Origin of the sequence: Bradyrhizobium jicamae (genome assembly GCF_018130695.1) — a bacterium.
GTDB classification, from domain to species: domain Bacteria; phylum Pseudomonadota; class Alphaproteobacteria; order Rhizobiales; family Xanthobacteraceae; genus Bradyrhizobium; species Bradyrhizobium jicamae_B.
Genome location: NZ_JAFCJX010000028.1, coordinates 89,296 through 112,657 on the forward strand (window position 1 = coordinate 89,296; position 23,362 = coordinate 112,657).

Annotated in this window: 23 protein-coding genes; 18 read left to right on the forward strand and 5 right to left on the reverse strand. The window is 62.6% G+C overall.

The window, feature by feature from the left end; translation table 11 throughout:
* Nucleotides 1–46: 46 nt before the first annotated feature.
* From JQ604_RS32220 to JQ604_RS32295, 16 genes are all read left to right on the forward strand, one after another.
* Nucleotides 47–598 (forward strand): NADPH-dependent FMN reductase, encoded by a 552-nt coding sequence (locus JQ604_RS32220; RefSeq protein WP_212364737.1) that lies wholly within the window; start codon nt 47–49, stop codon nt 596–598.
* A 46-nt stretch (nt 599–644) separates the two neighbouring features.
* Entirely contained in the window at nt 645–962 is a 318-nt protein-coding gene (locus JQ604_RS32225; protein WP_212364766.1) for an FtsB family cell division protein, read from the forward strand.
* A 144-nt stretch (nt 963–1,106) separates the two neighbouring features.
* On the forward strand, nt 1,107–2,072 hold the full coding sequence (locus tag JQ604_RS32230) for a GAF domain-containing protein (protein WP_212364738.1): 966 nt from the start codon (nt 1,107–1,109) through the stop codon (nt 2,070–2,072).
* Nucleotides 2,073–2,233: 161 nt separating this feature from the next.
* Nucleotides 2,234–2,608, forward strand: a complete 375-nt coding sequence (locus JQ604_RS32235; RefSeq protein ID WP_212364739.1) for a VOC family protein — start codon at nt 2,234–2,236, stop codon at nt 2,606–2,608.
* Nucleotides 2,609–2,643: 35 nt separating this feature from the next.
* A complete protein-coding gene (locus JQ604_RS32240) occupies nt 2,644–3,036 on the forward strand; it encodes a hypothetical protein (protein WP_212364740.1) in 393 nt (130 codons plus the stop codon).
* 393 nt (nt 3,037–3,429) lie between these two features.
* Complete coding sequence (locus JQ604_RS32245) at nt 3,430–4,122, forward strand: glyoxalase superfamily protein (RefSeq protein ID WP_212364741.1); 693 nt, start codon at nt 3,430–3,432, stop codon at nt 4,120–4,122.
* A gap of 116 nt (nt 4,123–4,238) precedes the next feature.
* Entirely contained in the window at nt 4,239–4,790 is a 552-nt protein-coding gene (locus tag JQ604_RS32250; protein ID WP_212364742.1) for a GNAT family N-acetyltransferase, read from the forward strand.
* 243 nt (nt 4,791–5,033) lie between these two features.
* The gene (adh, locus tag JQ604_RS32255; RefSeq protein ID WP_212364743.1) at nt 5,034–6,551 is read left to right on the forward strand and encodes an aldehyde dehydrogenase; all 1,518 of its coding nucleotides are present in this window, start codon (nt 5,034–5,036) and stop codon (nt 6,549–6,551) included.
* A gap of 417 nt (nt 6,552–6,968) precedes the next feature.
* The gene (gene pdhA / locus JQ604_RS32260) at nt 6,969–8,003 is read left to right on the forward strand and encodes a pyruvate dehydrogenase (acetyl-transferring) E1 component subunit alpha (RefSeq protein WP_212364744.1); all 1,035 of its coding nucleotides are present in this window, start codon (nt 6,969–6,971) and stop codon (nt 8,001–8,003) included.
* A 48-nt stretch (nt 8,004–8,051) separates the two neighbouring features.
* Nucleotides 8,052–9,440 (forward strand): pyruvate dehydrogenase complex E1 component subunit beta, encoded by a 1,389-nt coding sequence (locus tag JQ604_RS32265; protein WP_212364745.1) that lies wholly within the window; start codon nt 8,052–8,054, stop codon nt 9,438–9,440.
* Nucleotides 9,441–9,444: 4 nt separating this feature from the next.
* A complete protein-coding gene (locus JQ604_RS32270; RefSeq protein ID WP_212364746.1) occupies nt 9,445–9,765 on the forward strand; it encodes a DUF5076 domain-containing protein in 321 nt (106 codons plus the stop codon).
* Between the two features lie 2 nt (nt 9,766–9,767).
* On the forward strand, nt 9,768–11,132 hold the full coding sequence (locus tag JQ604_RS32275) for a pyruvate dehydrogenase complex dihydrolipoamide acetyltransferase (RefSeq protein ID WP_212364747.1): 1,365 nt from the start codon (nt 9,768–9,770) through the stop codon (nt 11,130–11,132).
* 20 nt (nt 11,133–11,152) lie between these two features.
* Nucleotides 11,153–11,383, forward strand: a complete 231-nt coding sequence (locus tag JQ604_RS32280; protein WP_212364748.1) for a hypothetical protein — start codon at nt 11,153–11,155, stop codon at nt 11,381–11,383.
* Between the two features lie 17 nt (nt 11,384–11,400).
* The gene (lpdA, locus tag JQ604_RS32285; RefSeq protein ID WP_212364749.1) at nt 11,401–12,822 is read left to right on the forward strand and encodes a dihydrolipoyl dehydrogenase; all 1,422 of its coding nucleotides are present in this window, start codon (nt 11,401–11,403) and stop codon (nt 12,820–12,822) included.
* A 26-nt stretch (nt 12,823–12,848) separates the two neighbouring features.
* Nucleotides 12,849–14,090, forward strand: coding sequence for a threonine synthase (locus JQ604_RS32290; protein WP_212364750.1), 1,242 nt, complete (start codon nt 12,849–12,851; stop codon nt 14,088–14,090).
* Between the two features lie 76 nt (nt 14,091–14,166).
* Entirely contained in the window at nt 14,167–15,135 is a 969-nt protein-coding gene (locus JQ604_RS32295) for a tripartite tricarboxylate transporter substrate binding protein BugD (protein ID WP_212364751.1), read from the forward strand.
* Nucleotides 15,136–15,268: 133 nt separating this feature from the next.
* On the opposite strand, the gene JQ604_RS32300 is transcribed toward JQ604_RS32295, so the two are convergent.
* Together JQ604_RS32300 and pcaB are read right to left on the reverse strand one after the other, a co-directional pair.
* The gene (locus tag JQ604_RS32300) at nt 15,269–17,545 is read right to left on the reverse strand and encodes a lytic transglycosylase domain-containing protein (RefSeq protein ID WP_212364752.1); all 2,277 of its coding nucleotides are present in this window, start codon (nt 17,543–17,545) and stop codon (nt 15,269–15,271) included.
* A 246-nt stretch (nt 17,546–17,791) separates the two neighbouring features.
* Complete coding sequence (gene pcaB / locus JQ604_RS32305; RefSeq protein WP_212364753.1) at nt 17,792–19,138, reverse strand: 3-carboxy-cis,cis-muconate cycloisomerase; 1,347 nt, start codon at nt 19,136–19,138, stop codon at nt 17,792–17,794.
* Nucleotides 19,139–19,250: 112 nt separating this feature from the next.
* Between pcaB and JQ604_RS32310 the strand changes: the two genes are divergently transcribed.
* Nucleotides 19,251–19,802: an SMP-30/gluconolactonase/LRE family protein gene (locus JQ604_RS32310; RefSeq protein WP_212364754.1), complete on the forward strand. Its 552-nt coding sequence runs from the start codon at nt 19,251–19,253 to the stop codon at nt 19,800–19,802.
* A gap of 108 nt (nt 19,803–19,910) precedes the next feature.
* Here the strand turns inward: JQ604_RS32310 and JQ604_RS32315 are convergent, their stop codons facing one another.
* On the reverse strand, nt 19,911–21,386 hold the full coding sequence (locus JQ604_RS32315; RefSeq protein WP_212364755.1) for a M12 family metallopeptidase: 1,476 nt from the start codon (nt 21,384–21,386) through the stop codon (nt 19,911–19,913).
* Nucleotides 21,387–22,389: 1,003 nt separating this feature from the next.
* Complete coding sequence (locus JQ604_RS32320) at nt 22,390–22,635, reverse strand: hypothetical protein (protein ID WP_212364756.1); 246 nt, start codon at nt 22,633–22,635, stop codon at nt 22,390–22,392.
* Nucleotides 22,636–22,838: 203 nt separating this feature from the next.
* Here JQ604_RS32320 and JQ604_RS32325 point away from each other — a divergent pair, with 203 nt between their 5' ends.
* On the forward strand, nt 22,839–23,105 hold the full coding sequence (locus JQ604_RS32325; RefSeq protein ID WP_212364757.1) for a ParA family protein: 267 nt from the start codon (nt 22,839–22,841) through the stop codon (nt 23,103–23,105).
* A 75-nt stretch (nt 23,106–23,180) separates the two neighbouring features.
* On the opposite strand, the gene JQ604_RS32330 is transcribed toward JQ604_RS32325, so the two are convergent.
* Nucleotides 23,181–23,362, reverse strand: a 182-nt coding sequence (locus tag JQ604_RS32330; protein WP_212364758.1) for a hypothetical protein, incomplete at its 5' end; no start/stop codon positions are given.

Below are 23,362 nucleotides of genomic sequence, written 5' to 3' on the forward strand. Positions count from 1 at the left end.
AATGGCTTATGTCAGCCCGCGCCCGTTCAGCCAGCAAGGACAATCCATGGCCCATACCATCGTCACCATCGTCGGCAGCCTCCGCAAGGAGAGCTTCTCGCTCAAGATCGCCAACGCGATCGCCAAGCTTGCACCCAGCTCGCTGAAGCTCGACGTCACCACGCTGCACGGCATTTCGTTCTTCAACCAGGACCTCGAGGCGGCGCCGCCGGCGGACTGGCTGGCCTTCCGCGAGAAGCTGCAGAAGTCGAGCGGCGTGCTGTTCGTCACCCCCGAATACAATCGCGGCATCCCGGGTGTACTGAAGAACGCCATCGACGTCGGCTCGCGGCCCTATGGCAAGAGCTCGTTCCTTGGCAAGCCGACCGGCATCATCTCGAACTCGCCGGGCCCGCAGGGCGGTGTCAGCGCGGCCAAGAACCTGCAGAACATCCTGCCGGGCATCACCGGTCCGATCCTCGGCCAGCCCGAGACCTATCTGAACGCCGTGGGCGATGCCTTCAACGAGCAGGGCGAACTGACCAAGGACTCGCTCAAGTCCGTGTTGCAGCAATACATCGACGCCTTCGCGGCGTTCGTCGAGAAGCAGGGCCGCTAAGCGGTTTTTAGCATTCCGTTAACCCCATGGCCGCATGCTCGCGGCCATGGTCTCCCGCACCCGCCTCAAATCGATTCTGACCGGGCTCGCCCTCTATACGATGGCGGCACTGATCGTCAGCTATTTCGGCGTCAACGCCTACACCGGCAAATACGGTTTGAACGCGCGGCAGGAGCTCGACCAGGAGATCATCGCGCTGACCTCGGAGCTGGCGCGATTGAAGAAGGAGCGGGCCGAGGGCGAGCAGCGCGTCTCGCTGCTGCGCACCAGCCGGGTCGATCCCGACATGCTGGACGAGCGCGCCCGGTTCCAGCTCGATTATGCCAACCCGCGGGATCTGGTTCGGATCAACAAGCCGAACTGATTGCCCGCAACTCCCGATCCTCGTAATCTGTCCCGAGGTCCGTGGCGACGGTCCTTTGGTAGCGCCTGCCTGTTTGATGGAGATCAAGTAAGGCTTGGTGCATCTGCCCTAACATCGGGCACAAAGGGAGGGAGTGTCGCCGCCATGAGAGGGCTTGAGCTCGTTCGCCATGCGGACCGCGTCGAGGCCGCGATCGAATCCGGACAGGCCGCCAAATCCGCGCTCGTCGCCTCGTGGCGACGCTCGTCCAAGCTGCATCATCTCGATCCCGCCGGCGCGCGGCCGCCGATGCGGCTGTCTGACGGCGAGCTTCGCGAGGCGCGCGAGCGTATCGCCCCGCTGCTGCGCGCGGCGCAACCGAGCATGGACCGTCTCTACCAGGCCGTCGGCGCCGCCGGCTGCTGCGTGCTGTTGGCCGATCGCGATGGCATCCCGCTGGAGCGGCGCGGCTGTCCTGCCGACGATCACACTTTCGAGGACTGGGGATTGTGGACCGGCGCGGTCTGGAGCGAGCAGCGTGAGGGCACCAACGGCATCGGCACCTGTCTCGTCGAGCAGCGCCCGCTGACGATCGACCGCGACCAGCATTTCTTCACGCGCAATACGGCTCTCAGCTGCACCGCCGTGCCGATCTACGACGCGCATGCGCAGCTCGCCGGCGTGCTCGATGTCTCCTCCTGTCGCGCCGACCGCACCGATGCCTTCGCCAGCCTGATCCTGCTCGCCGCCGGCGAGGCGTCGCGGCGGATCGAGGCTGAGTTGTTCCGCGACACTTTTGCGAAAGCGCGGATCGTGCTGACGCCGTCGACCGAGGTGCATGGCAGCGGTCTGCTCGCGATCGACGGCGACGACCTCGTGATCGGCGCCACGCGCGCCGCGCGGCTGGCGCTGGGGATGGCGCCCGATCGTCCGCTGCGGCCGGTGCCGGCGGCGGATCTGCTGTGCGGCAGCGAGCCCCGCACAGAGCATCTCGGCGATGCCGAACGCGCCACCGTGCAGCGTGCGCTGGCGCGCGCGCAGGGCAACGTCTCCGCGGCGGCGAAAGCACTCGGCGTCAGCCGCGCCACGCTCCACCGCAAGCTGAACCGCTTCGGCCTCAAGGCGCATTAGGACATGCAGGCTGGCGTCCGCTGCTGAGAGCCGTCATCACCGGCTTATGACCCGGAGCGGTCATCTGGTTGTCCCAATTTCGAACTCCAACCTTAAAGGTGACAAATTTCGGACCTTGAGACGGGTGGCCGAGAATTGTTGCATGACGTCGGAGTGCATGAATGAGCCCTTCCGGATCCTTGATCGCGATCCTGCCGTGTAACGACCTTGATGCGTCGGAGCGGTTCTACAATCGACTGGGCTTCGCGCGCGCGGACAGCCAAAGGCCTGCTCCGGGAGAACCCGACGCCTATCGCATGCTGTCGAACGCGAACGGCGGATATCTGCATCTGACGGATGCGGTCGAGGGATGGCTGACACCGGGCAGGAACCCTTTCGGGCTTTATCTTTACCTCGAGGATGTCGACGCTGCGGCGCGTGAATTTCAGCAATCACCCGAAGACAAGCCGTGGGGAATGTACGAATTTGCGATCTCTGATCCGGATCAAACGTTGGTCCGTGTCGGATGGCCAACCCGCCTCCGCGCCGTAGGGTGATCTTGCTCCCGCCTGCGAGCTAAAGGTAACAGCCGATGAAATGTCTTCGGATATATGCGACCCCGGACGGTGAATCTCACTTTGATGAAGTGGAAATCCCCATGACGGCAAAGCTGACCGTCGCTCCTGGTGCCAAGCCGTTTCAGGTGTCCAATCGTTATCTCGCGTCAAGCCTGGAGTTCACTCAAATCCCTGCCGGTATGCGGCAGGTTGGTTGGCATACCGTTCCGGCGCGGAATTTGTCTGTCAGACTGACCGGGTCGGTCGAATACGAGACCAGCGACGGCGAGGTGCGGCACGTCTCTGCGGGCGAGTTCGTGCTGGTGGAGGACACGCACGGAAAGGGCCATCTGTCCCGTCACTCCCCAGACGAGCAAATCGTTCTTTGGATCAGGCTACCCGACGGCCTCGATTTGCCGCCCGCATAGTCCGCAGGGAGCGCTAAAGCATGATCCGGAAAAGTGTGAAGCGGTTTTCCGAAAAGATCATGCTCAAACAAAGAGCTAAAGCGCGATGACGATTCAACCTAATCTCATCGCGCTTTAGCGTCCACGACGCTGAAAATCTGCGGTGCGCATGCTTTGCTCCACTGTGTGAATTCATGACGCGATTGACCCGTTCCGGACATTGGCAGTGCATGCAACCGACGATTGACAGCGATACGTCAGTAGGCCACATTCCTTCTGGGTAGATACGACCTGCCGCTTGCACCCTTTGAGGTACGGTGAACGTATCAGCAGCCTTCGCAACCCTTTGCCCGAACGACGGGTCAGCAACGCAAGCCCTGGCATTCCCGTAGCGTTCAAGCAAAGGATGACAATATGCGCGACTTTCGCGATGCCAAAGTCATGGCGCGCACGCTGCGCGCCGCCCTGGCCGCCAAGGGACTTAAGGTTACAATCAGTCAGAGCCTCGAACTGGTCGCTGAGATATTCGGCGTGACCGATTGGAATACCCTCGCGGCCGCGATCCGCCGAGAGGAGCCTGCTTCCCACGAGAAAGCTTCTCAGAAGAGGGAGCCGGCCACCGAAGAAGTTCCAGCACTGGAGTTCGGTCAGTTCACCAAATTTTCCGCCGCACTCGAGCGAACACTGCATCGGGCACTTACCAATGCCCAGCAGCGAAAACACGAGTACGCGACGCTGGAGCATCTTGTACTTGCCTTGAGCGACGACGCGGACGCCTCGGAAGTGATGAAGGCTTGCGAAGTCGACATCGCCGCGCTGAAAGCGGATCTGGTCTATTATATCGACAATGACCTGAAAAAACTGGCCACCGTGGATGGCCGTACCTGCCGGCCAACGGCTGGCTTCCAGCGCGTCGTGCAGCGCGCGGAGCACCATGCACAGAACCTGGGCCGCGCCATGACCGGCGGGGACCTCTTGAGCGCGATATTTTACGAGAAGGAGAGCCCTGCCGCGTGGCTTCTTGGAGAGCAGGGCATGTCTCACCAAGACGCGACAAACTTCATTCTCCACAGGATCAAGAAAGCAAGCGGAAGACCGGCAACTTAGGTTGAAGGCTGGTACCGCCAAGCGCGGTAAACAACCGCGAAAGACAGGCCGACGTCGCTTTGACCCGTAGGCGACGTTACGACCACGTGGCATTTTGAAAGAGACGAAATCCTGCGGTGGAGAAAATCGTGGTGGAGCCGCTAGAGTTATTGACTGAGCGTTTGCGATTGCGAACGCCTCGCATTGAGGATGCCGACGCAATCGAATCGATCGTGGCGGACCCGCGTGTTGCTCTCACCACAGCATCGATCCCACATCCTTATCCGGATGATGGAGCTAAAGGCTTCATCCTGCATGTCCAGAACGTGGCGAGCCGCGACAGACGTAATCTGGCTATAGTCCTCCGTGACCGAAACAAATTGATCGGAATGGTCGGATACCAGACCGAGGACCTGGAGGCGGAGTTGGCTTACATGGTGTCTCCAGTCCATTGGCGACGAGGATATGCAAGCGAAGCTTGCATGGCGATTATCGCTCACATCTTCAGCGCCACGGAGGCCAAGGCAGTCACTGCCCGGGCGATGACTGACAACAAGGCTTCAGAAACTGTGCTTCGTAAGGCGGGGTTGCGATGGCAGTCCGAATTGCCCGTAGAGCTTCCAGTACGCTCCGGTACTTTTCTAACTTCATTTTGGCGCCTCTCTCGTGAGGAGTTCCAAAGCCTGTGACGCATATCTCCGCGCATTCCGAGCGCATGAGGTTGCGGAAATCGTCTTCAGCGATTGAAATACCGACTCGTCCAAAAAGTATACCGGTTGTCCCGGCCAGGTGTCGCAGTTCTGCGACAGGTGGCCGTGACCATCGCCTGTCACCCCGCTGACATCTTTCATGCCCGCAGACATCTTCCCGCCATCGGCGCGGACATGACGTCGCGACGATGGGCAATCAGAATCCAACAGCGGGAGTGAATCATGAACAAGCCGGAATTCCTCACGACCACGACCAATCCCTTCAAGGAACGCTACGACAATTTCATCGGCGGCAAATGGGTGGCGCCGCGCGCCGGTCAGTATTTCGAGAATTCATCGCCGGTGACCGGCAAGGTGGTCTGCCAGATCGCGCGGTCGGATGCGCATGACATCGAAGCCGCGCTCGATGCAGCCCATGCCGCCAAGGACGCCTGGGGCCGCACCAGCGTCGTCGAGCGCGCACTGATCCTCAACCGCATCGCCGACCGCATGGAAGAGAATCTCGAGCGTCTTGCGATTGCCGAGACCTGGGACAATGGCAAGCCGATCCGCGAGACCCGCGCCGCCGACCTGCCGCTGGCGATCGACCATTTCCGCTATTTCGCGGGCGCCGTGCGCGGGCAGGAGGGCAGCCTCGCCGAGATCGACAACGACACCGTGGCCTATCATTTCCATGAGCCGCTCGGCGTGGTCGGCCAGATCATTCCCTGGAACTTCCCGCTGCTGATGGCCTGCTGGAAGCTGGCGCCGGCACTGGCCGCGGGCAACTGCGTGGTGCTGAAGCCGGCCGAGCAGACCCCGGCCTCGATCATGGTGCTAATGGAGCTGATCGGCGATTTGCTGCCGGCGGGCGTCCTCAACATCGTCAACGGTTTTGGCCTCGAAGCCGGCAAGCCGCTGGCGTCGAGCCCGCGGATCGCAAAAATCGCCTTCACCGGCGAGACCTCGACCGGCCGGCTGATCATGCAATATGCCAGCCAGAACCTGATCCCGGTGACGCTCGAGCTCGGCGGCAAGTCGCCGAACATCTTCTTCAAGGACGTCGCGGCCGAGGACGACGACTTCCTCGACAAGGCGATCGAGGGCTTCGTCATGTTCGCGCTCAACCAGGGCGAGGTCTGCACCTGTCCGAGCCGGGCGCTGGTGCAGGAATCGATCTATGACCGCTTCATGGAGAAGGCTCTGAAGCGCGTCGCCGCGATCACCCAGGGCGACCCGCGCAACGCCGCCACCATGATCGGTGCTCAAGCTTCCGGCGAGCAGCTGGAGAAGATCCTGTCCTATATCGACATCGGCAAGAAGGAGGGCGCGAAGGTGCTGGCTGGCGGTGCGCGCGCCGATCTCGGCGGCGATCTCTCCGGCGGCTTCTATGTCCAGCCTACCGTGTTCCAGGGCAACAACAAGATGCGGATCTTCCAGGAGGAGATCTTTGGCCCCGTGGTCTCCGTCACCACCTTCAAGACCGACGACGAGGCGCTCGCGATCGCCAATGACACGCTCTACGGCCTCGGCGCCGGCGTCTGGAGCCGCGACGCCAACCGCTGCTACCGGTTCGGCCGGGCGATCCAGGCCGGCCGCGTCTGGACCAACTGCTACCATGCCTATCCGGCGCATGCGGCGTTTGGCGGATACAAGCAGTCGGGTATCGGCCGCGAGACCCACAAGATGATGCTCGACCATTATCAGCAGACCAAGAATCTCCTGGTCAGCTACAGCCCGAAGAAGCTCGGCTTCTTCTAAAGCGCGATGAGGTTGAGTTGACGCCGCATCGGAAATCCACCTCTCCCTTGGGAGAGGTCGGCGCGTAGCGCCGGGTGAGGGGTTACGGTCTCTCGTTGGAGCTGCGGCCCCTCACCCGATTTGCTGCGCAAATCGACCTCTCCCCGATGGGGAGAGGTGAACCGAGCCCGCGGTCAGATCGATTCAACCAATATTCATGATGCTTTAAAATTAGCGGCGAGCAGACACTCACGACGGCGCGACGGTTCTCGTCGCGCCGTTTGCGCAATGAAATTCCGGAGAGGTGCATTTCAACGCAACATTTTGAATCGGGTTGCAGTGCGGCAAAGCATTATTCCGTGAAACGAACGCGATCCTTCCAAGGCGATTTGAGTTGGGTTAGAGAGGGCTCATCGACTTCTCTCATCCGGAATTGCCATGGCTGCTGCACCCAAGAAAAGCGTCGCGAAGGAAGCTGGACAGGACACTGCAAGTTCTTCGGCGGGTTCTCCTCCGGAATTCACGAAAGAGCAGGAACTCAAGGCGCTGCGCGAGATGCTGCTGATCCGGCGTTTCGAGGAAAAGGCCGGCCAGCTCTACGGCATGGGTGCGATCGGCGGCTTCTGCCATCTCTATATCGGCCAGGAAGCGGTCGTGGTCGGCATGCAGATGGCGCTGAAGCAGGGCGACCAGGTCATAACCGGGTACCGTGATCACGGCCACATGCTGGCCTGCGGCATGGAAGCCAACGGCGTGATGGCCGAGCTCACCGGACGCCGCGGCGGCTATTCCAAGGGCAAGGGCGGCTCCATGCACATGTTCAGCATGGAGAAGAATTTCTACGGCGGCCATGGCATCGTCGGCGCCCAGGTCTCGCTCGGCACCGGGCTTGCCTTCGCCAACCGCTATCGCGGCAATGATTTCGTCAGCGTGGCCTATTTCGGCGACGGCGCCGCTAACCAGGGCCAGGTCTACGAAAGCTTCAACATGGCGGAGCTGTGGAAGCTCCCGGTGATCTACGTCATCGAGAACAACCGTTACGCCATGGGCACCTCGGTGTCGCGCGCCTCCGCCCAGCAGGATTTCTCCAAGCGCGGCGCCTCCTTCAACATTCCCGGCAAACAGGTCGACGGCATGGATGTCCGCGCCGTCAAGGCCGCCGCCGACGAGGCGGTGGCCTGGTGCCGCGCCGGCAAGGGCCCGTTCATCCTGGAGATGCAGACCTATCGCTATCGCGGCCACTCGATGTCCGACCCGGCGAAGTATCGCACGCGCGAGGAGGTCGAGAAGGTGCGGCACGATCAGGACCCGATCGAGCAGGTGCGCAACCGCCTGCTGAAGGCCGGCGTCAGCGAGCAGGACCTCAAGGCTGTCGACGCCGAGGTGCGCGAGATCGTTAACGCGTCCGCCGATTTCGCCCAGCACGATCCGGAGCCCGATGTCTCGGAGCTCTACACCGACATCTACCGCTGATCCCATCCGCGCAGAAGAAACTCCAAAGACCGATATTCGGGAGCTGATATGCCCATTCAAGTGCTGATGCCTGCGCTGTCGCCCACCATGGAGAAGGGCAACCTCGCCAAGTGGCTGAAGAAAGAAGGCGAGACCATCAAGTCCGGCGACGTCATCGCCGAGATCGAGACCGACAAGGCGACCATGGAGGTCGAGGCGACCGATGAAGGCACGCTCGGCAAGATCCTGATTCCGGAAGGCACCGCCGACGTCGCGGTGAACACGCCGATTGCGACCATTCTGTCGGATGGCGAAAGCGCCGCCGATCTCGCCAAGGCGCCGGCACCGGCCGCGCCGAAGCAGGAGGCTGCACCGGCCGCCGAAGCCAAGTCCGAAACCAAGGCGGAGGCACCCGCCGCCGCACCGGCAGCACCCGCTGCTGTCGCCGCGCCCGATCCGGAAATTCCCGCCGGCACCGAGATGGTTACCCAGACCATCCGCGAAGCGCTGCGCGATGCGATGGCTGAAGAGATGCGCCGCGACGGCGATGTCTTCATCATGGGTGAGGAGGTCGCCGAATATCAGGGCGCCTACAAGATCACGCAGGGCCTGCTGCAGGAGTTCGGCGCGCGGCGGGTGATCGACACGCCGATCACCGAGCACGGCTTTGCCGGCGTCGGCGTCGGCGCTGCGATGACGGGCCTGAAACCGATCGTCGAGTTCATGACCTTCAACTTCGCCATGCAGGCGATCGACCAGATCATCAACTCCGCAGCCAAGACGCTGTACATGTCCGGCGGCCAGATGGGCTGCTCGATCGTGTTCCGCGGACCCAACGGCGCCGCCGCACGCGTTGCCGCCCAGCACAGCCAGGACTATGCCGCGTGGTACTCGCAGATCCCGGGCCTCAAGGTGATCGCGCCGTATTCGGCGGCCGACTACAAGGGCCTGCTCAAGGCCGCGATCCGCGATCCCAACCCGGTGATCTTCCTCGAGAACGAAGTGCTCTACGGTCACAGCGGTGAGGTGCCGGTGGGCGATTTCGTCGTGCCGATCGGCAAGGCGCGGGTGGCGCGTTCTGGCAAGGACGTCACCATCGTCTCCTGGGCGATGGGCATGTCCTATGCGCTGAAGGCGGCCGATGAGCTCGCCAAGGAAGGCATCGAGGCCGAGGTCGTTGATCTCCGCACCATCCGTCCGATGGACACCGAGACCATCATCGCGTCGGTCAAGAAGACCGGCCGTGCGGTGACGGTGGAGGAGGGCTGGCAGCAGAGCGGCGTCGGCGCCGAGGTTGCCGCCCGCATCATGGAGCACGCCTTCGACTATCTCGATGCGCCGGTCGCCCGCGTCTCCGGCAAGGACGTGCCGATGCCTTACGCGGCCAATCTGGAAAAGCTCGCTCTGCCCTCCGTCGCCGAGGTGGTCGCGGCCGCCAAGGCCGTAGCCTATCGGTAGCGCCATGGCCGCTGGTCCCAAGGAAGGCCCCAAGGAACAGCCGCTGCCGCCTGATGTGATGGGACGCGACGACGCGGTGGAGGTGCTGCGCGCCTTCGTCGTCGACGGCGGCCTGTCGATCGCGTTCCAGCGGGCATTTGAAGAGCCCGACATGTGGGGGCTGCTGCTCGTCGACATCGCCCGCCACGCCGCGCGCGCCTATTCGCGCGAGAGTGAATTCACCGAGGACGAGGCGCTGCAGCGCATCGTCGAGATGTTCGAAGCCGAAATCGCCCGGCCGACCGACATGGGCAAGACCATGCCGCGCTCGCAACAGGAACACTGACAATGCCGATCAACATTCTCATGCCCGCGCTGTCGCCCACGATGGAGAAGGGCAATCTCGCCAAGTGGCTCAAGAAAGAGGGCGACAAGGTCAAGTCCGGCGATGTGATCGCCGAGATCGAGACCGACAAGGCCACGATGGAAGTCGAAGCCGTCGACGAAGGCACGATCGCGAAGATCCTGGTGCCCGAGGGCACGCAGGATGTCGCGGTCAACGACGTCATCGCGGTCATGGCCGGCGACGGCGAGGACGTGAAGGCGGCCGCGAGTGGTGGCGGTGGAGCTGCGCCCGCAGCGAAACCTGCCGAGGCACCGAAGCCTGCCGCGGCACCGGCAGCAGCTGCAGCGGCTCCCGCTGCGGCGCCTGCCGCAGCGCCGGCAGCCGCGCCCGCACCGGCGCCGCAGGCTGCGGCGGCACCTGCGAAGAGCAACGGCCACGCCCGCATCTTCTCGTCGCCGCTGGCACGTCGTCTCGCAAAGGATGCCGGCATCGATCTCGCCCGCATCACCGGCACCGGCCCGCATGGCCGCGTCGTCGCCCGCGACGTCGAGGGCGCAAAGTCCGGCAAGGGCCTGAAGGCGCCGGCGGCTGCGCCCGCAGCAGCAGGGCCGAGCATCGCGCCGTCGATGTCGGACAAGCAGATCCTCGCGCTGTTCCAGGAAGGCTCCTACGAGATCGTGCCGCATGACGGCATGCGCCGCACCATCGCGCAGCGCCTCACCGCGTCCGTGCAGACGGTGCCGCACTTCTATCTCACCATCGACTGCGACATCGGCAAGCTCCTGGTCGCGCGCGAGGAGATCAATGCGGCCGCGCCGAAGGACAAGGAGAAGAAGCCGCTCTACAAGATCTCGGTCAACGACTTCGTCATCAAGGCGATGGCGGTGGCGCTGCAGAAGATTCCGAACTGCAACGTCAGCTGGACCGAAGGCGGCATGGTCAAGCACAAGCATTCCGACGTCGGCGTGGCGGTTGCGATGCCCGGCGGCCTGATCACTCCGATCATCCGCAAGGCCGAGACCAAGACGCTGTCGACGATCTCCAACGAGATGAAGGATTTTGCGACCCGCGCGCGGTCTCGCAAATTGAAGCCGGAAGAGTACCAGGGCGGCACCACCGCGGTGTCCAACCTCGGCATGTTCGGCATCAAGGATTTCACGGCGGTGATCAATCCGCCGCATGCGACGATCCTTGCAGTCGGTACCTCGGAGGAGCGCCCCGTCGTGCGCGCCGGCAAGATCGAGATCGCGCAGATCATGAGCGTGACGTTGTCCTGCGATCACCGTGCGATCGACGGCGCGCTCGGCGCCGAGCTGATCGGTGCCTTCAAGCAGCTGATCGAGAACCCCGTGATGATGATGGTCTGACGCGGGGAGGCGCGGGGTGAATGCGAACACGCTGGCCCTGGATCTCCCTGCTGTTCTCGATCGCGGTCATCGTCAGCCCGCTCGGCCGCGAGGTCATTCACGGCGCCTTCCTCTCCGGCGAGCAGCTGTCGCGAAACATCGCCCAGCCGATCTTCTTCATCGGCTTGGCCATCCTCGTCCTGATCGCCGCGCTCGAATGGCTGGTCAGGGTTTTGATTTTCAGGCGCCGCGCCCGCGGCGCAACGACCTGAGTTGAACGGGAGCCACCATGGCCGACACATCCTTCGACGTCATCATCATCGGCTCCGGCCCCGGCGGCTACGTCACCGCGATCCGCGCGGCGCAGCTCGGCTTCAAGACCGCGATCGTCGAGAAGAACTATCTCGGCGGCATCTGCCTGAACTGGGGCTGCATCCCGACCAAGGCGCTGCTGCGCTCGGCCGAGATCTACCATTACATGCAGCACGCCAAGGATTACGGCCTGTCGGCCGAGAAGGTCTCCTACGATCCGAAGGCCGTGGTGCAGCGCTCGCGCGGCGTGTCGAAGCGCCTCAATGACGGCGTCGGCTTCCTGATGAAGAAGAACAAGATCACGGTGATCTGGGGCGATGCGTCGATCGACGCGCCCGGCAAGATCACGGTGAAGAAATCCGCCGTCGAGGCGCCAAAGGGCGCGGCCGGCGAGGGCGCCTATACGGCAAAACACATCATCATCGCCACCGGCGCGCGGCCGCGCGTGCTGCCGGGGCTGGAGCCCGACAAGAAGCTGGTCTGGACCTATTTTGAAGCGATGGCGCCGGAGAAGATGCCGAAGTCGCTCTTGGTGGTCGGCTCCGGCGCGATCGGCATCGAGTTCGCCTCGTTCTTCCACACCATGGGCGCCGACGTCACCGTGGTCGAGGTGCTGCCGCAGGTGTTGCCGGTCGAAGACGCCGAGATTTCGAAGCTCGCCCAGAAATCGTTCGAGAAACAGGGCATCAAGATCCTCACCAGCACCAAGGTGACGAAGCTCGAGAAGAAGAGCGACAGCGTGGTTGCGACGCTGGATGACGGCAAGGGCAAGACGCAGACCATCGAAGTCGATCGGGTGATTTCCGCGGTCGGCGTGGTCGGCAACATCGAAAACCTCGGCCTCGAAAAGCTCGGCGTGAAGACCGACCGCGGCTGCGTCGTGATCGACGGCTACGGCAAGACCAACATCCCCGGCATCTACGCGATCGGCGACGTCGCCGGTCCCCCGATGCTCGCGCACAAGGCCGAGCATGAGGGCGTGGTCTGCATCGAGGCGATCAAGGGCCTGCATCCGCATGCCATGGACAAGAACCTCATCCCGGGCTGCACCTACTGCCATCCGCAGGTGGCGTCCGTCGGTCTCACCGAAGCCAAGGCCAAGGAAGGGGGCCGCGAGATCCGCGTCGGCCGCTTCCCCTTCGTCGGCAACGGCAAGGCGATCGCGCTCGGCGAAGACCAGGGCCTGGTCAAGGTGATCTTCGACAAGAAGACCGGACAGCTGCTCGGCGCCCACATGATCGGCGCCGAGGTCACCGAGCTGATCCAGGGCTATGTCGTCGCGATGAACCTGGAGACCACCGAAGAAGAGCTGATGCACACCGTGTTCCCGCATCCGACTTTGTCGGAGATGATGAAGGAAGCCGTGCTGGATGCTTACGGACGTGTGCTGAACATCTGATCCCCCAACAACACGAGAGCATAATCGTGAAAGACAACGACAACCTCACCATCGAACGCCCGACCTTCGTCACCCATCTCGAATGCGCGATGGAGGGCGATCATTACCCGGCGGACCAGGTCCACAACCTCTCCAAGGCCGGCAAGCCGCTGCTGGTGCGCTACGACCTCGCGGGCGTGAAGAAGGCGCTCACCAAGGACGCGTTGGCGCAGCGCCCGGCCGACATGTGGCGCTATCGCGAGCTGCTGCCGGTGCGCAAATGCACGGACATCGTCAGCCTCGGTGAGGTGACGACGCCGCTGATCCGGCTGCCGAAACTCTCGCGAAAGCTCGGCGGCGGCGAGATCATCGTGAAGGACGAGGGGCGGCTGCCGACCGGCTCGTTCAAGGCGCGTGGCCTGGTGATGGCGGTGTCGATGGGCAAGGCGCTCGGCATCAAGCACATGGCGATGCCGACCAACGGCAATGCGGGTGCTGCGCTCGCGGCCTATGCGACGAGCTGCGGCATCAAGACCACGATCTTCTGCCCGGCGGATACACCTGAAGTGAATGTCTCGGAGATCGAGCTGCAGGGCGCCACCGTCTATCGCGTCAACGGCTATATCGACGATTGCGGCAAGATCGTCGGCGAGGGGAAAGCAAAAGTCGGCTGGTTCGACACCTCGACGCTGAAGGAGCCGTATCGGATCGAGGGCAAGAAGACGATGGGGCTCGAGCTCGCAGAGCAGCTCGGCTGGGACGTGCCCGACGTGATCTTCTATCCGACCGGCGGCGGCACCGGCCTGATCGGCATGTGGAAGGCCTTTGATGAGCTCGAGAAGATCGGCTTCATCGGCTCGAAGCGCCCGCGCATGGTCGCCGTCCAGGCCTCCGGCTGCGCGCCGATGGTGCGGGCCTATGACGCCGGCACCGAGCACGCCGCGCGCTGGGAGGACGCCCACACCATTGCGTCGGGCATCCGCGTGCCGCAGGCGATCGGCGATTTCCTCATCCTGCGCGCGGTGCGCGAGAGCAAGGGCTTTGCCATCGCCGTCGACGACGACAAGATCTCGGCCGCGCTGAACGAGGTCGCGCGCGAGGAGGGGCTGCTGCTGTGCCCCGAGGGCGCTGCGACCTACGCCGCCTACACGCAGAGCCTCGCCGACGGCCGCGTCAGCAAGACCGACCGCGTCATGCTGTTCAACTGCGCGACCGGATTGAAATACCCGCTGCCGCCGGTCACGCGGACGCTGGACCGGCACAAGCCGATTGATTTTGCGCAATTCTGACGCATCATCCGAAGGGCCATCTGTCAAAGGGTGGCCCTTCAAGCTTATAGAACAAGAAAATATTTGGGAGAGCGTGATGCGGAAGCTGCTTCTGGCCGTGCTGGCGATGGTTACATTCACCGGAGCGGCGCCAGCACAAACCTATCCGACGCATCCCATCACCATCATCGTACCCTTTGCCGCCGGCGGGCCGTCGGACGCGATGGCGCGCATCCTCGGCGAGCGCATGAAGCAGTCGCTCGGCGAGGTGTTTGTGATCGAGAACGTCACCGGCGCAGGCGGCTCGATCGGCGTCGGCCGCGCGGTGCGTTCGCCGCCTGACGGCTACACCGTCTCGTTCGGCCATCTCGGCACCCATGTGGCGAACGGTGCGATCTACAAGCTCGGCTACGATCTCGTCGCCGATCTCGAGCCGGTGGTGCTGCTGCCGAGCAATCCGATGATCATCGTCTCGAAGAACGCGGTGCCGGCAAAGTCGCTGAAGGAGCTGCTGGACTGGCTGAAGTCGCGCCCGTCGCCACCGACCGCGGGCACTGCGGGCGCCGGTTCAGGCAGCCACATCGCCGGGCTCTACTTCGAAAATGTCTCCGGCGTGAAGCTGCAATACGTGCCGTATCGCGGCACCGGTCCGGCGCTGAACGATCTCGTCGCCGGGCAAATCGACATCATCGTCGACCAGACCTCGAACTCGATCAACCAGGTCCGCGCCGGCAACATCCGCGCCTACGCCGTCAGCGACGACAAGCGCGTCGAGACCGCGCCCGACGTGCCGACCGTGGATGAAGCGGGCCTGCCGGGCTTCCACATGACGCTGTGGTCCGGCCTCTGGGTGCCCAAGGGCACGCCGAAGGATATCGTCACCAAGCTCAATGCCGCCGCCGTCGAGGCGCTGAACGATCCCGCCGTGAAGAAGCAGTTCGAAAACCTCGGCCTGCAGATGCCGCCCAAGGACAGACTGACCCCGCAAGCACTCGGCGATTGGCAGAAGGCCGAGATCGCAAAATGGTGGCCGATGATCAAGGCGGCGAATGTGAAGGTGGATTGAGCCACACCGTCGTCCTGGCGAAAGCCAGGACGCATTACCACAAATGCCAATTGTTGCACGGCGTTGGGGCCACGATCCCTTCACAACGGGGCTCGGTGGTAATGGGTCCTGGCTTTCGCCAGGACGACGATCACTACTGCGACGGCACCGCGGCGGCAGCCGCCGGCAACAGCGCGTCGCTTACCTGCGGCTCGACGCGGTCGCCGCTCTTTGCCACCACCGTCGCATCGTCGCCGCCGAACCGCGCGCGATAGACCAGCAAATTCTCCATCACGCGCTGCACGTAGTTGCGGGTTTCCGACAGCGGGATGCGTTCGACCCAGTCGACGGGGTCGACGTTGGGATCCCTGGGGTCGCCATAGGCCTTGATCCAATCGCGCACCCGGCCGCGGCCGGCGTTGTAGCCGGCGAAGGTCATGATGTGGTTGCCGCGATATTCGGCGAGCAGCGCGCTGAGCTCGGCGGCGCCCATCTGGGTGTTGTAGACGGGATCCCTGACCATCTTGTCCCAGTCGTAGCTGACCTTGAAACGCTTGGCGGTGTCGCGGCCGGCCTCCGGCGTCACCTGCATCAGGCCGACGGCGTTGGCGGCGGACTTGTCGCGCTGGTCGAATGCGCTCTCGGTGCGCGCGATCGAATAGGTCATGCTGCGGCCGATGTCGGGCGCGATCGGCGTGTGCCTGGGGATTCCGATGGTCGGGAAGGCGTAGGTGTCGAGCGCAAGGCCGCGGGCGAGCGCGATCTTGCCGATCTGCAGCATCGCCTTCGCATCATTGCGGCGGCCGGTCAGCTCGCCGAGCGATTGCAGCACCGCGACATTGTTGCTTTCGCCGGCGAGGTCGGCGGCGAAATACAGCACGACGTCGGGCTCGCCGATTTCGTACAACATGTCGGCGGCGCGGACGCGCTCGTCGGCCGGCATCGCCGTCGTGTCGGCGGATGCGAGCATCGGCGAGGGCGCACGCAGCTCGATGCCGTCGATGCCGAGTTTCGCGCGCGCCAGCTGCCCGTAATAGGCGGTCGGATAGCGCGCCGCCTTGCGGAAGCCGGCCTGCATCGCCGCGCCATTGCCGAGCGCTTCCGCTGCACGGGCCTGCCAATAGGCGGCGCGCGACAGCACGGTCGGGTTGGTCTGGCCCTCGTCGATGCGGGCGAAATGCGCCGCCGCCGCCTTGGCGTCGTCGAGATAGCGCAGCGCGATCCAGCCGCACATGAAATGCAGGTCGGAGCGGTAATACTCATTGTCGGGCAGCGCCGCCGGACGGATCACGTCATAGGCGGTCTGGAACTTGCCCTGGTCCATCAGCTTGCGCGCCAGCGAGCGCCGCTCGCGCCACCATTGGTCGGTGTCCTGCTGGTCCATGGTCGCGGGATCGGCCGCGATCGTCACGCGGGCCGCGTCGTCGATCCTGTTCTGTGCGACCAGGTACTGGATTCGGCACAGCGTGTAGCCGAGGTCGCCGCGCATCTCCGTCGCGACGTCGTCGAGCGCGCTCTGCGCCTTCGACGACTCGCCGCGGACGGCGCCGCAAGCCTTCACGATCGCCACTGCGTCGCTGCCAATATGCTGCGCGGCGCGCCTGGCGCCCACGAGATCCTTGGCGCCGATGCGGCGGTCCATCCGCGCGCGATGGTCGTCGCTGGTCAGGAGATCGCGGAAGGCGTCATAGGCGTCGCTCTCGGTCTTCTCGGAGAGTTCCTCGGAGCGCCAGACCTCTCGCACCAACAACGTGGCGCGCTCGCGGTCGCCCTCGGCAAGCAGCACGCGGGCCAGCGCGAACTTGCCCTTTAGGCTGGTCGGCCGGTCGGCGGTGAAGGCGTGCACCTTGGCAGCATCGGCGCGCTCCTGCCACAGCCGGGCCTCGGCGCGGCGGCGCAGCATCGGAATGCTCGGCCAGTCCGGATTGGCCGCGATGAAGGCGGCATAGCGGTTGAAGCTCGCGTCGCTCTCGGAATGGCGCAGCATGTACCACTCGACGAGCTTTTGCCCGACGGGGTCTGATATCTTCGCCCTGATATCGTTGGCGTCGCTGTTCTTGCCCTTGCGCGCGGCCAGGATCGCATCGCGGACCAGCGCGAGATCGCCGGTGAGCTGCGGCTTGCCTGAGTCCTCGGACTTTGCCTCGTCGGATTTGTCCTTCTTCGCTTTCGCGGATTTGCGCTCTTCGCCGCGCTTGGCGTGCTTGCGCTTGCCCGCGGCTGCGCTGTGCGAATGGCGCGCTTCCTTCTTGGCGTCCGTGGTCTTCTTGCCAGCGTCGCTACTCTTCTTGCCGGCGTCAGCGCTCTTCTTGCCGGCGTCCTGGGTCTTTTTGGCCTGGTGATGGCTGGGCTTGGCCAGCGCACTGGTTGAGATGAGCGCAAGCGCAGTCATGGCTGCGAAACACGCCAGCGGACGTCGGCACCGGTTCATTCCGTGGTCCCCCTGCGAAAACCATCAGGCAGAATCAAAATCACATCACGCGGCACAACGGGCCGCGACTATCCCAATCCCCGATTCACAAATCGTTAACGCGGTGCAACTCAACAGGGAAACATGGCGAAAGCTGGAATTTGGGCGGGAACCCGGCCCCGGTGAAATACCGGCTGGGTTCCGTTGCGTGACCACGGGTCACAGAGACCGGTGATCAGTTTGTAGCCCGCATTGCGCGCTACAAGATCAGCGTCGGCCGCTGAGCACGCGGTCGACCATCTCGCCGCAAAGCCCGAGATAATTGGCGGGATCGCAATGCCTGCGAATGGCCTCGCGGCCGCCGAGCGCATCCACGATCTCCGGCACGCCGGACAAGATATCGGCAAGATCGCCGCCACCTTCGATCGCCTTGCGGCAGGAATCGTAGACGACGTCATGCGCATGCTGCCGGCCGAGTTTTGGCGCCGCCGCCATCATCACGGCTTCGGCGACGATCAGCCCGTGCGTCAGGTCGAGATTCTCGCGCATGCGTTTCTCGTGTACGACGAGCCCCGCCAGCATGAATTTCGCGTTCGCGAGCGAGGACGCCGTCAGCAGAAAACTCTCCGGCAGCGACACCCATTCCAGATGCCACGGACCGGTGGCGCGCTCGAAATCATGGATCATGCCGTCGAGCATGGTGGCGACGTGCTGGCGTACGGCTTTCGCTGCCGCGAGCATCAGCTCGCTGGAGATCGGGTTGCGCTTCTGCGGCATGGTCGAGGAGGCGCCACGGCCGGGCAAGAAGGGCTCGGACAGCTCGCCGAATTCGGTGGCGCACATCAGCATCACGTCGGTCGCGATCTTGCCGAGCGTGCCCGTGATCAGGCCGAGCAGGCTCACCGCTTCGGCAATGCCGTCGCGCGCGACATGCCAGGTGATCGAAGGCTGGTTGAGACCAAGCTCCTCGCAGAACAGCCGCTGCATCTCGAGGCCGCCGTCGCCGACCGAGGCGAGCGTGCCGGCGGCGCCGGAGAATTCGCCGAGCAGGACACGCGGCCGCGCTTGCTCGACCCGCTCGATATGGCGATCGATCGACGACAGCCAGACCGCAACCTTGTAGCCGAAGGTGACAGGCAGGGCCTGCTGCAGATGCGTGCGCCCGGCCATCGGCGTGTCGCGATGCTTCCTCGCAAGACCCGCGAGGATGCCGCGCAGCTCCTTCAGGTCGCGCGCGACGATGTCGAGCGCGGCGCGGATCTGCAGCACGTTGGCGGTGTCCATGATGTCCTGCGTGGTGGCGCCCCAGTGCACATAGCGGCCGGCGTCGCCGGCGGCCTTCGACAGCTGATGGACGAGGGGGAGGATCGGATAGCCGACGATCTCGGTCTCCCGGCGCAACGCCTCGTAGTCGATCGTGATGCTGCGCGCGGCGGCGTCGATCGTAACAGCCGCATCCTTCGGCACCACGCCGGCGCGCGCCTGCGCCCGGGCCAGCGCCGCCTCGGTCTCCAGATAGCGGCCGACCAGGGCTTCATCTGAAAACACCGCGCGCATCTCGGCAGTGCCGAACATGTCGCGGAACAGGGCCGAATCGAACACGGTGCTCGCCATGGGATTTCCTCTTGATTATGCTCGTACCCAGTTTAGGCGGACCCGCGCGGATGTCACTGATCGATCACTCGATTCGCGCCATCGCCGGGAAGCGCGCAATCACGGCTGCGGCATGACTGAGCTCAAGACCATCCACGACGGCGGCCGCTATTTCGAGGCGCCGCGATGGCACGACGGCCGCCTCTGGTTCGTCGACTGCATGGCGCGCACGCTGCTCAGCGTCAGCCTGGACGGTGAACTGCAAACGCACACGTCGGTGCCCGACGACACGCCCTGCGGTCTCGGCGTGCTGCCGAACGGCGACATCATCGTGCTGACGATGTTCAAGAAGAAATTGCTGCGGTTCTCCGACGGCAAGCTGTCGCCCTACGCCGACCTGTCGCAGATCGCGACCGGCACGATCGACGACATGATCGTCGACGGGCAGGGCCGTGCCTATGTCGGCGATCTCGGCTTCAACCTGCCACCGCCGGAGGGCCGCGGCGCGGTCGGACGGATCATTCTGGTGCTGCCCGACGGCACGATGCGCGTGGTCGCAGACGGCCTGCGCTTCCCCAACGGCATCGCGATCTCGGAAGACCACGCGCGGCTCGCCGTCGCCGAGATGGATGGCGCTGGTCTCGCCGACTACGACATATTAGCCGACGGCAGCCCGCGCTTCTGACAATCCCCGCATCGGTCGCGCAGATGCGATATTGCGAACTTGTACTCAAAGACTTGAGACGGCCACTACGCCTCCGATGGCGGCATGAGCCTGAATTTCCCGAAAAAGCTACTGGATGCGGGTGGTAGCCAAGCCTGCTTTCGTCGCAAAGAACTCAACGTCTGTGACACTAAGTAAGTAAGTGGGGTTTCTTCTGCGTTCTTTGTTTATATGTCGTTCTGCCCAGAACTGCATATTGCCAAACCGCCAAGGGAAACCGGGCATTCGGTAGTTCGCAATTGCGAGACGAGTGGCGTGGGCTATGGCCTCCGCATCGATCTTACTCGCTTCCATCAAATCGCGAAGACGTCGGATATTGCGCCCAAACGACCACTCTCTGGAGGCCTTCGAGTGAGATAGCTTCTCGATTCCATCTTCGGAAGGAGCGGATCCCATGTTGTTGCAAGTAAGATTCAAAGTCTGACGTGAGCAGCCGCACCGCGCCCAAATCTCATTTTTGTCGCGAGGGGGAAAGCCGCACGAAAGATGATCAACATCGAACCAGTGTCTAATATGTTCCTGCCGTCTGGCGGCGCACATGGCCGGGCCCTTGCCGGCCGGGAATGGCACGCCACATTCACTGTCATAGCTCACAGTTTCTCTAATCCAGACCATCGCACTCGCGTGAGTGCAGTTTTCGCCGCATAAAGCGTGCGTCTGCTGCTGGCTATACTCCTGCAAACCGCATTTTGAGCTTCTCTCACTTGCAAATAACGCCATAACGATCGGAACGTATGCATTTCTCATAGTGCTCTGATCAAGAGCGGAAATGCTGGCTCCGCCAACTTTGTCCCGCTGGCATCCTACAGGCCAGATTGTCTGCGTGCCAAACGTAGTTTCATCGCACGGAAAGTTACTAAACAAGCAGTTGCCATAGTGCATAATTGAATCGTAATCGTAATCGCTGGCGGAAGTATACGCCATTGTCACAAAGTTCGGCTCTGCTCCTGCAATTACGTTCCCGAAATTGATTTCCACATAGCCACCGCGATTCGAGCGCTGATGCTCGTGGATTAAGCCAAGTGCGTGCCCAATTTCATGTATCAATACGTACGGCACACCCCAGTGGTTGACATGAACGCTTAAATTCTGAGCCTTGCCAACCATGCCTATGTACGAGCAGCTAACAGAGACTGTCGTGCTAGGAGGAAAACATCCATCGCCCATATGTTCTCGAACCAAGACGTAATCGACTTCGTTTGATCTCAACCGACAGATGATCGGAGTATTGACGGTCCAGGCGTTACATGCGGAGACAAACGCACTGCGTTTAGTAGGATCGGTTAAGGCGGCATCGAAGGCATAGACTAAGATGCCATTTGGCCAAAGTGCGCCCCCTACGGCTCCAAGTGTCGTGTCGCCAGGTTGACGTGCTTTGAAGATCATATCTCCAAAATGAATGTCATTACCCACACGAGCCAAATACTGAGGAGGAATGCCCTCTAGAGGATCACGGTCGGAGGGTGGGATTTCGCCGCTACGTGCTGGCAGTGTGAACAAAAGTGAGCTGAAAATTGCGACTAAGCGAAGTGCTCTGGCGCGCATCTGAAAGCTCCTTGTATGAGACGACGAAGAGTCAGTGCAACCACAACTTGCAGAATGCATCATCGAGGTCGGCTTGGGCAAAATCGTCGATGCTCTAATTGAACAAGATTCTGCTCAGACAGCCGTCTTCTGGGCGTTTATACGCGCCCCTCCAAACTGACCAAAGCTATCAACTTCTTTAGAACTCCTACCTCCGCCTCAGCTTCCTCGCCGTTTTCTGATAGGCGAGGCGAGCCTGGAGAGCATTTGCGCGGTACAAGCAATCTTTCAATTGCTCTCCGGTTCTTAGGGCCAACGCCTGGTCGACTGGGAGCAAGCATGCGGCTAGGGGCCGATGGTGAGCCGGGCACGGATGAAATGGCGGGTCCGGCGCGACAGGTGCTCTGCACGCAGCCTTCTTGCTTCGCAAACTGGGTCGTTCCACTTTCCTGGCACCTGCCGAATGCTGAGACACAACCTCTGCAATTCTCATTTGGATCGCGTGCGTATGCGACCGAGGCAGTGTAAGCGAACGAAATTAGCGCCAGAAGTAGTTCTTTGACGTCCGCGCCCATCGCGCAGCGCAAACACCGAGAGACTAACCGTAGGTCGTCCTCCACGGCTTTAGGCAATATTTCTGTATCCAAGCTCAACCTTGAGATGAGGACAAGAGACGGATTGTCGCGCCCAACCTGTAGTTACTTACAGCGTTGGTACCGCGTGGACCGGCGGAGCCACCTGAAGGCGACCGGAAGACTGCGACCGACAGGCCAAGAAAACTCCGGACGCAATGGTCATTCCGATTGGATGTCCGCTGTGGGCCAGGAGCGGCGGTCACCTTAACCATCATACATCGTCTGGTCTCCCGCCAGACAGCCGACATGGCGGCGGCTGCGTTGTTCAGCTTGGGAGGGACCGCGGAGTCCTTGCTGCATCATAGGTGGTCGCCAGACGAAGCCCTCTTGAATCGCTTTATGTACCGGAAGGTGCCGCGGGGCTCGAGGATTGACTGGATGACGGCCTACTAGCCGACGCCCTGGAAGTCGCCCCTGCGCTTGACCCAGACCGCACGAGTGGCGTGCCAGTGCTGTGGGTGCCGGAGAAATCGACGTGCAGCTTCACGTACAGCCTTGCCGCCGATGTAACCGAGCTTTTGGACGTCAGCGGCCGCGTGCGCCGTGCTCAGGCGCGAACGATGCCGTTGGTAATCGTTACCGACGCCAGCGAGTCCCTTGATGACGTCAGTATCGGTGACGCTCGCGTAGGTCATGTCGTCGTCCGAGTGCGTCAGCCGCGGCAAGCTCGGACATATCCACGATCCCGACGGCGGCGCTGAGCGCGGCGCACAGCTGCACCTGACAACCGCGCTTAGCACTGAAATGTGTTACTACGGCGGTGCAACTACTTGTATGCCTCTTGCCGAACCAGCAAGATTGAGCGAATCACTCAAGCTAGGCCTTGGAGCCCCTTCTGATGCCCACCCTTGGCAGCCTCTGCTTCTTCAACAATAAAGGAGGCGTCGGCAAAACCACTTTGGCATGCAATGTTGCCTCATACATCGCTGAAACAGAGCGCCTTAGTGTTTTGCTGATTGATGGTGATCCTCAGTGCAACGCAACACAGTTGGTGTTGCAGGACGAGACGACGGAGGCCCTCTACGGTAGTCCCTCAGGCCTGCCCGAAATGGACACGCTCAAGCAGGTGCTACTGCCGCTTTTGAAGGGTGATGCATCGCTTTAGAGGACCCATAAGGTTGCGGGGCCAGAGACGAATCGATTCGGTATCTCTGTGATACCGGGTCACCCGCATGTTGCGCTACTCGAAGATCGCCTTAGTACCGCCTGGACACAGTTCATGGGCCGCGATCTCGGCGGGGCACGCGTTTCGAATTGGAACACTCAGTTTCTTAGTCATCTCAAGGTATCCCTCCGGCGTCGGCCGCCTTGTGTAGTTTGAGAGGCGGCCCGAGGATTTGACCTTAAGTCTAGCTTTAAGGT

Bases quoted from the DNA above. Each gene is read 5' to 3' on its own strand.
- JQ604_RS32245 (WP_212364741.1), top strand. From the start codon at position 3,430: ATGCGCGACTTTCGCGATGCCAAAGTCATGGCGCGCACGCTGCGCGCC.
- JQ604_RS32240 (WP_212364740.1), top strand. From the start codon at position 2,644: ATGAAATGTCTTCGGATATATGCGACCCCGGACGGTGAATCTCACTTT.
- JQ604_RS32225 (WP_212364766.1), top strand. From the start codon at position 645: ATGGTCTCCCGCACCCGCCTCAAATCGATTCTGACCGGGCTCGCCCTC.
- JQ604_RS32265 (WP_212364745.1), top strand. From the start codon at position 8,052: ATGCCCATTCAAGTGCTGATGCCTGCGCTGTCGCCCACCATGGAGAAG.
- JQ604_RS32235 (WP_212364739.1), top strand. From the start codon at position 2,234: ATGAGCCCTTCCGGATCCTTGATCGCGATCCTGCCGTGTAACGACCTT.
- adh (WP_212364743.1), top strand. From the start codon at position 5,034: ATGAACAAGCCGGAATTCCTCACGACCACGACCAATCCCTTCAAGGAA.
- JQ604_RS32270 (WP_212364746.1), top strand. From the start codon at position 9,445: ATGGCCGCTGGTCCCAAGGAAGGCCCCAAGGAACAGCCGCTGCCGCCT.
- JQ604_RS32320 (WP_212364756.1), bottom strand. From the start codon at position 22,635: ATGACCTACGCGAGCGTCACCGATACTGACGTCATCAAGGGACTCGCT.
- lpdA (WP_212364749.1), top strand. From the start codon at position 11,401: ATGGCCGACACATCCTTCGACGTCATCATCATCGGCTCCGGCCCCGGC.
- JQ604_RS32275 (WP_212364747.1), top strand. From the start codon at position 9,768: ATGCCGATCAACATTCTCATGCCCGCGCTGTCGCCCACGATGGAGAAG.
- pcaB (WP_212364753.1), bottom strand. From the start codon at position 19,138: ATGGCGAGCACCGTGTTCGATTCGGCCCTGTTCCGCGACATGTTCGGC.
- JQ604_RS32280 (WP_212364748.1), top strand. From the start codon at position 11,153: ATGCGAACACGCTGGCCCTGGATCTCCCTGCTGTTCTCGATCGCGGTC.
- JQ604_RS32295 (WP_212364751.1), top strand. From the start codon at position 14,167: ATGCGGAAGCTGCTTCTGGCCGTGCTGGCGATGGTTACATTCACCGGA.
- JQ604_RS32230 (WP_212364738.1), top strand. From the start codon at position 1,107: ATGAGAGGGCTTGAGCTCGTTCGCCATGCGGACCGCGTCGAGGCCGCG.
- JQ604_RS32220 (WP_212364737.1), top strand. From the start codon at position 47: ATGGCCCATACCATCGTCACCATCGTCGGCAGCCTCCGCAAGGAGAGC.
- JQ604_RS32300 (WP_212364752.1), bottom strand. From the start codon at position 17,545: ATGAACCGGTGCCGACGTCCGCTGGCGTGTTTCGCAGCCATGACTGCG.
- JQ604_RS32325 (WP_212364757.1), top strand. From the start codon at position 22,839: ATGCCCACCCTTGGCAGCCTCTGCTTCTTCAACAATAAAGGAGGCGTC.
- JQ604_RS32315 (WP_212364755.1), bottom strand. From the start codon at position 21,386: ATGCGCGCCAGAGCACTTCGCTTAGTCGCAATTTTCAGCTCACTTTTG.
- JQ604_RS32310 (WP_212364754.1), top strand. From the start codon at position 19,251: ATGACTGAGCTCAAGACCATCCACGACGGCGGCCGCTATTTCGAGGCG.
- pdhA (WP_212364744.1), top strand. From the start codon at position 6,969: ATGGCTGCTGCACCCAAGAAAAGCGTCGCGAAGGAAGCTGGACAGGAC.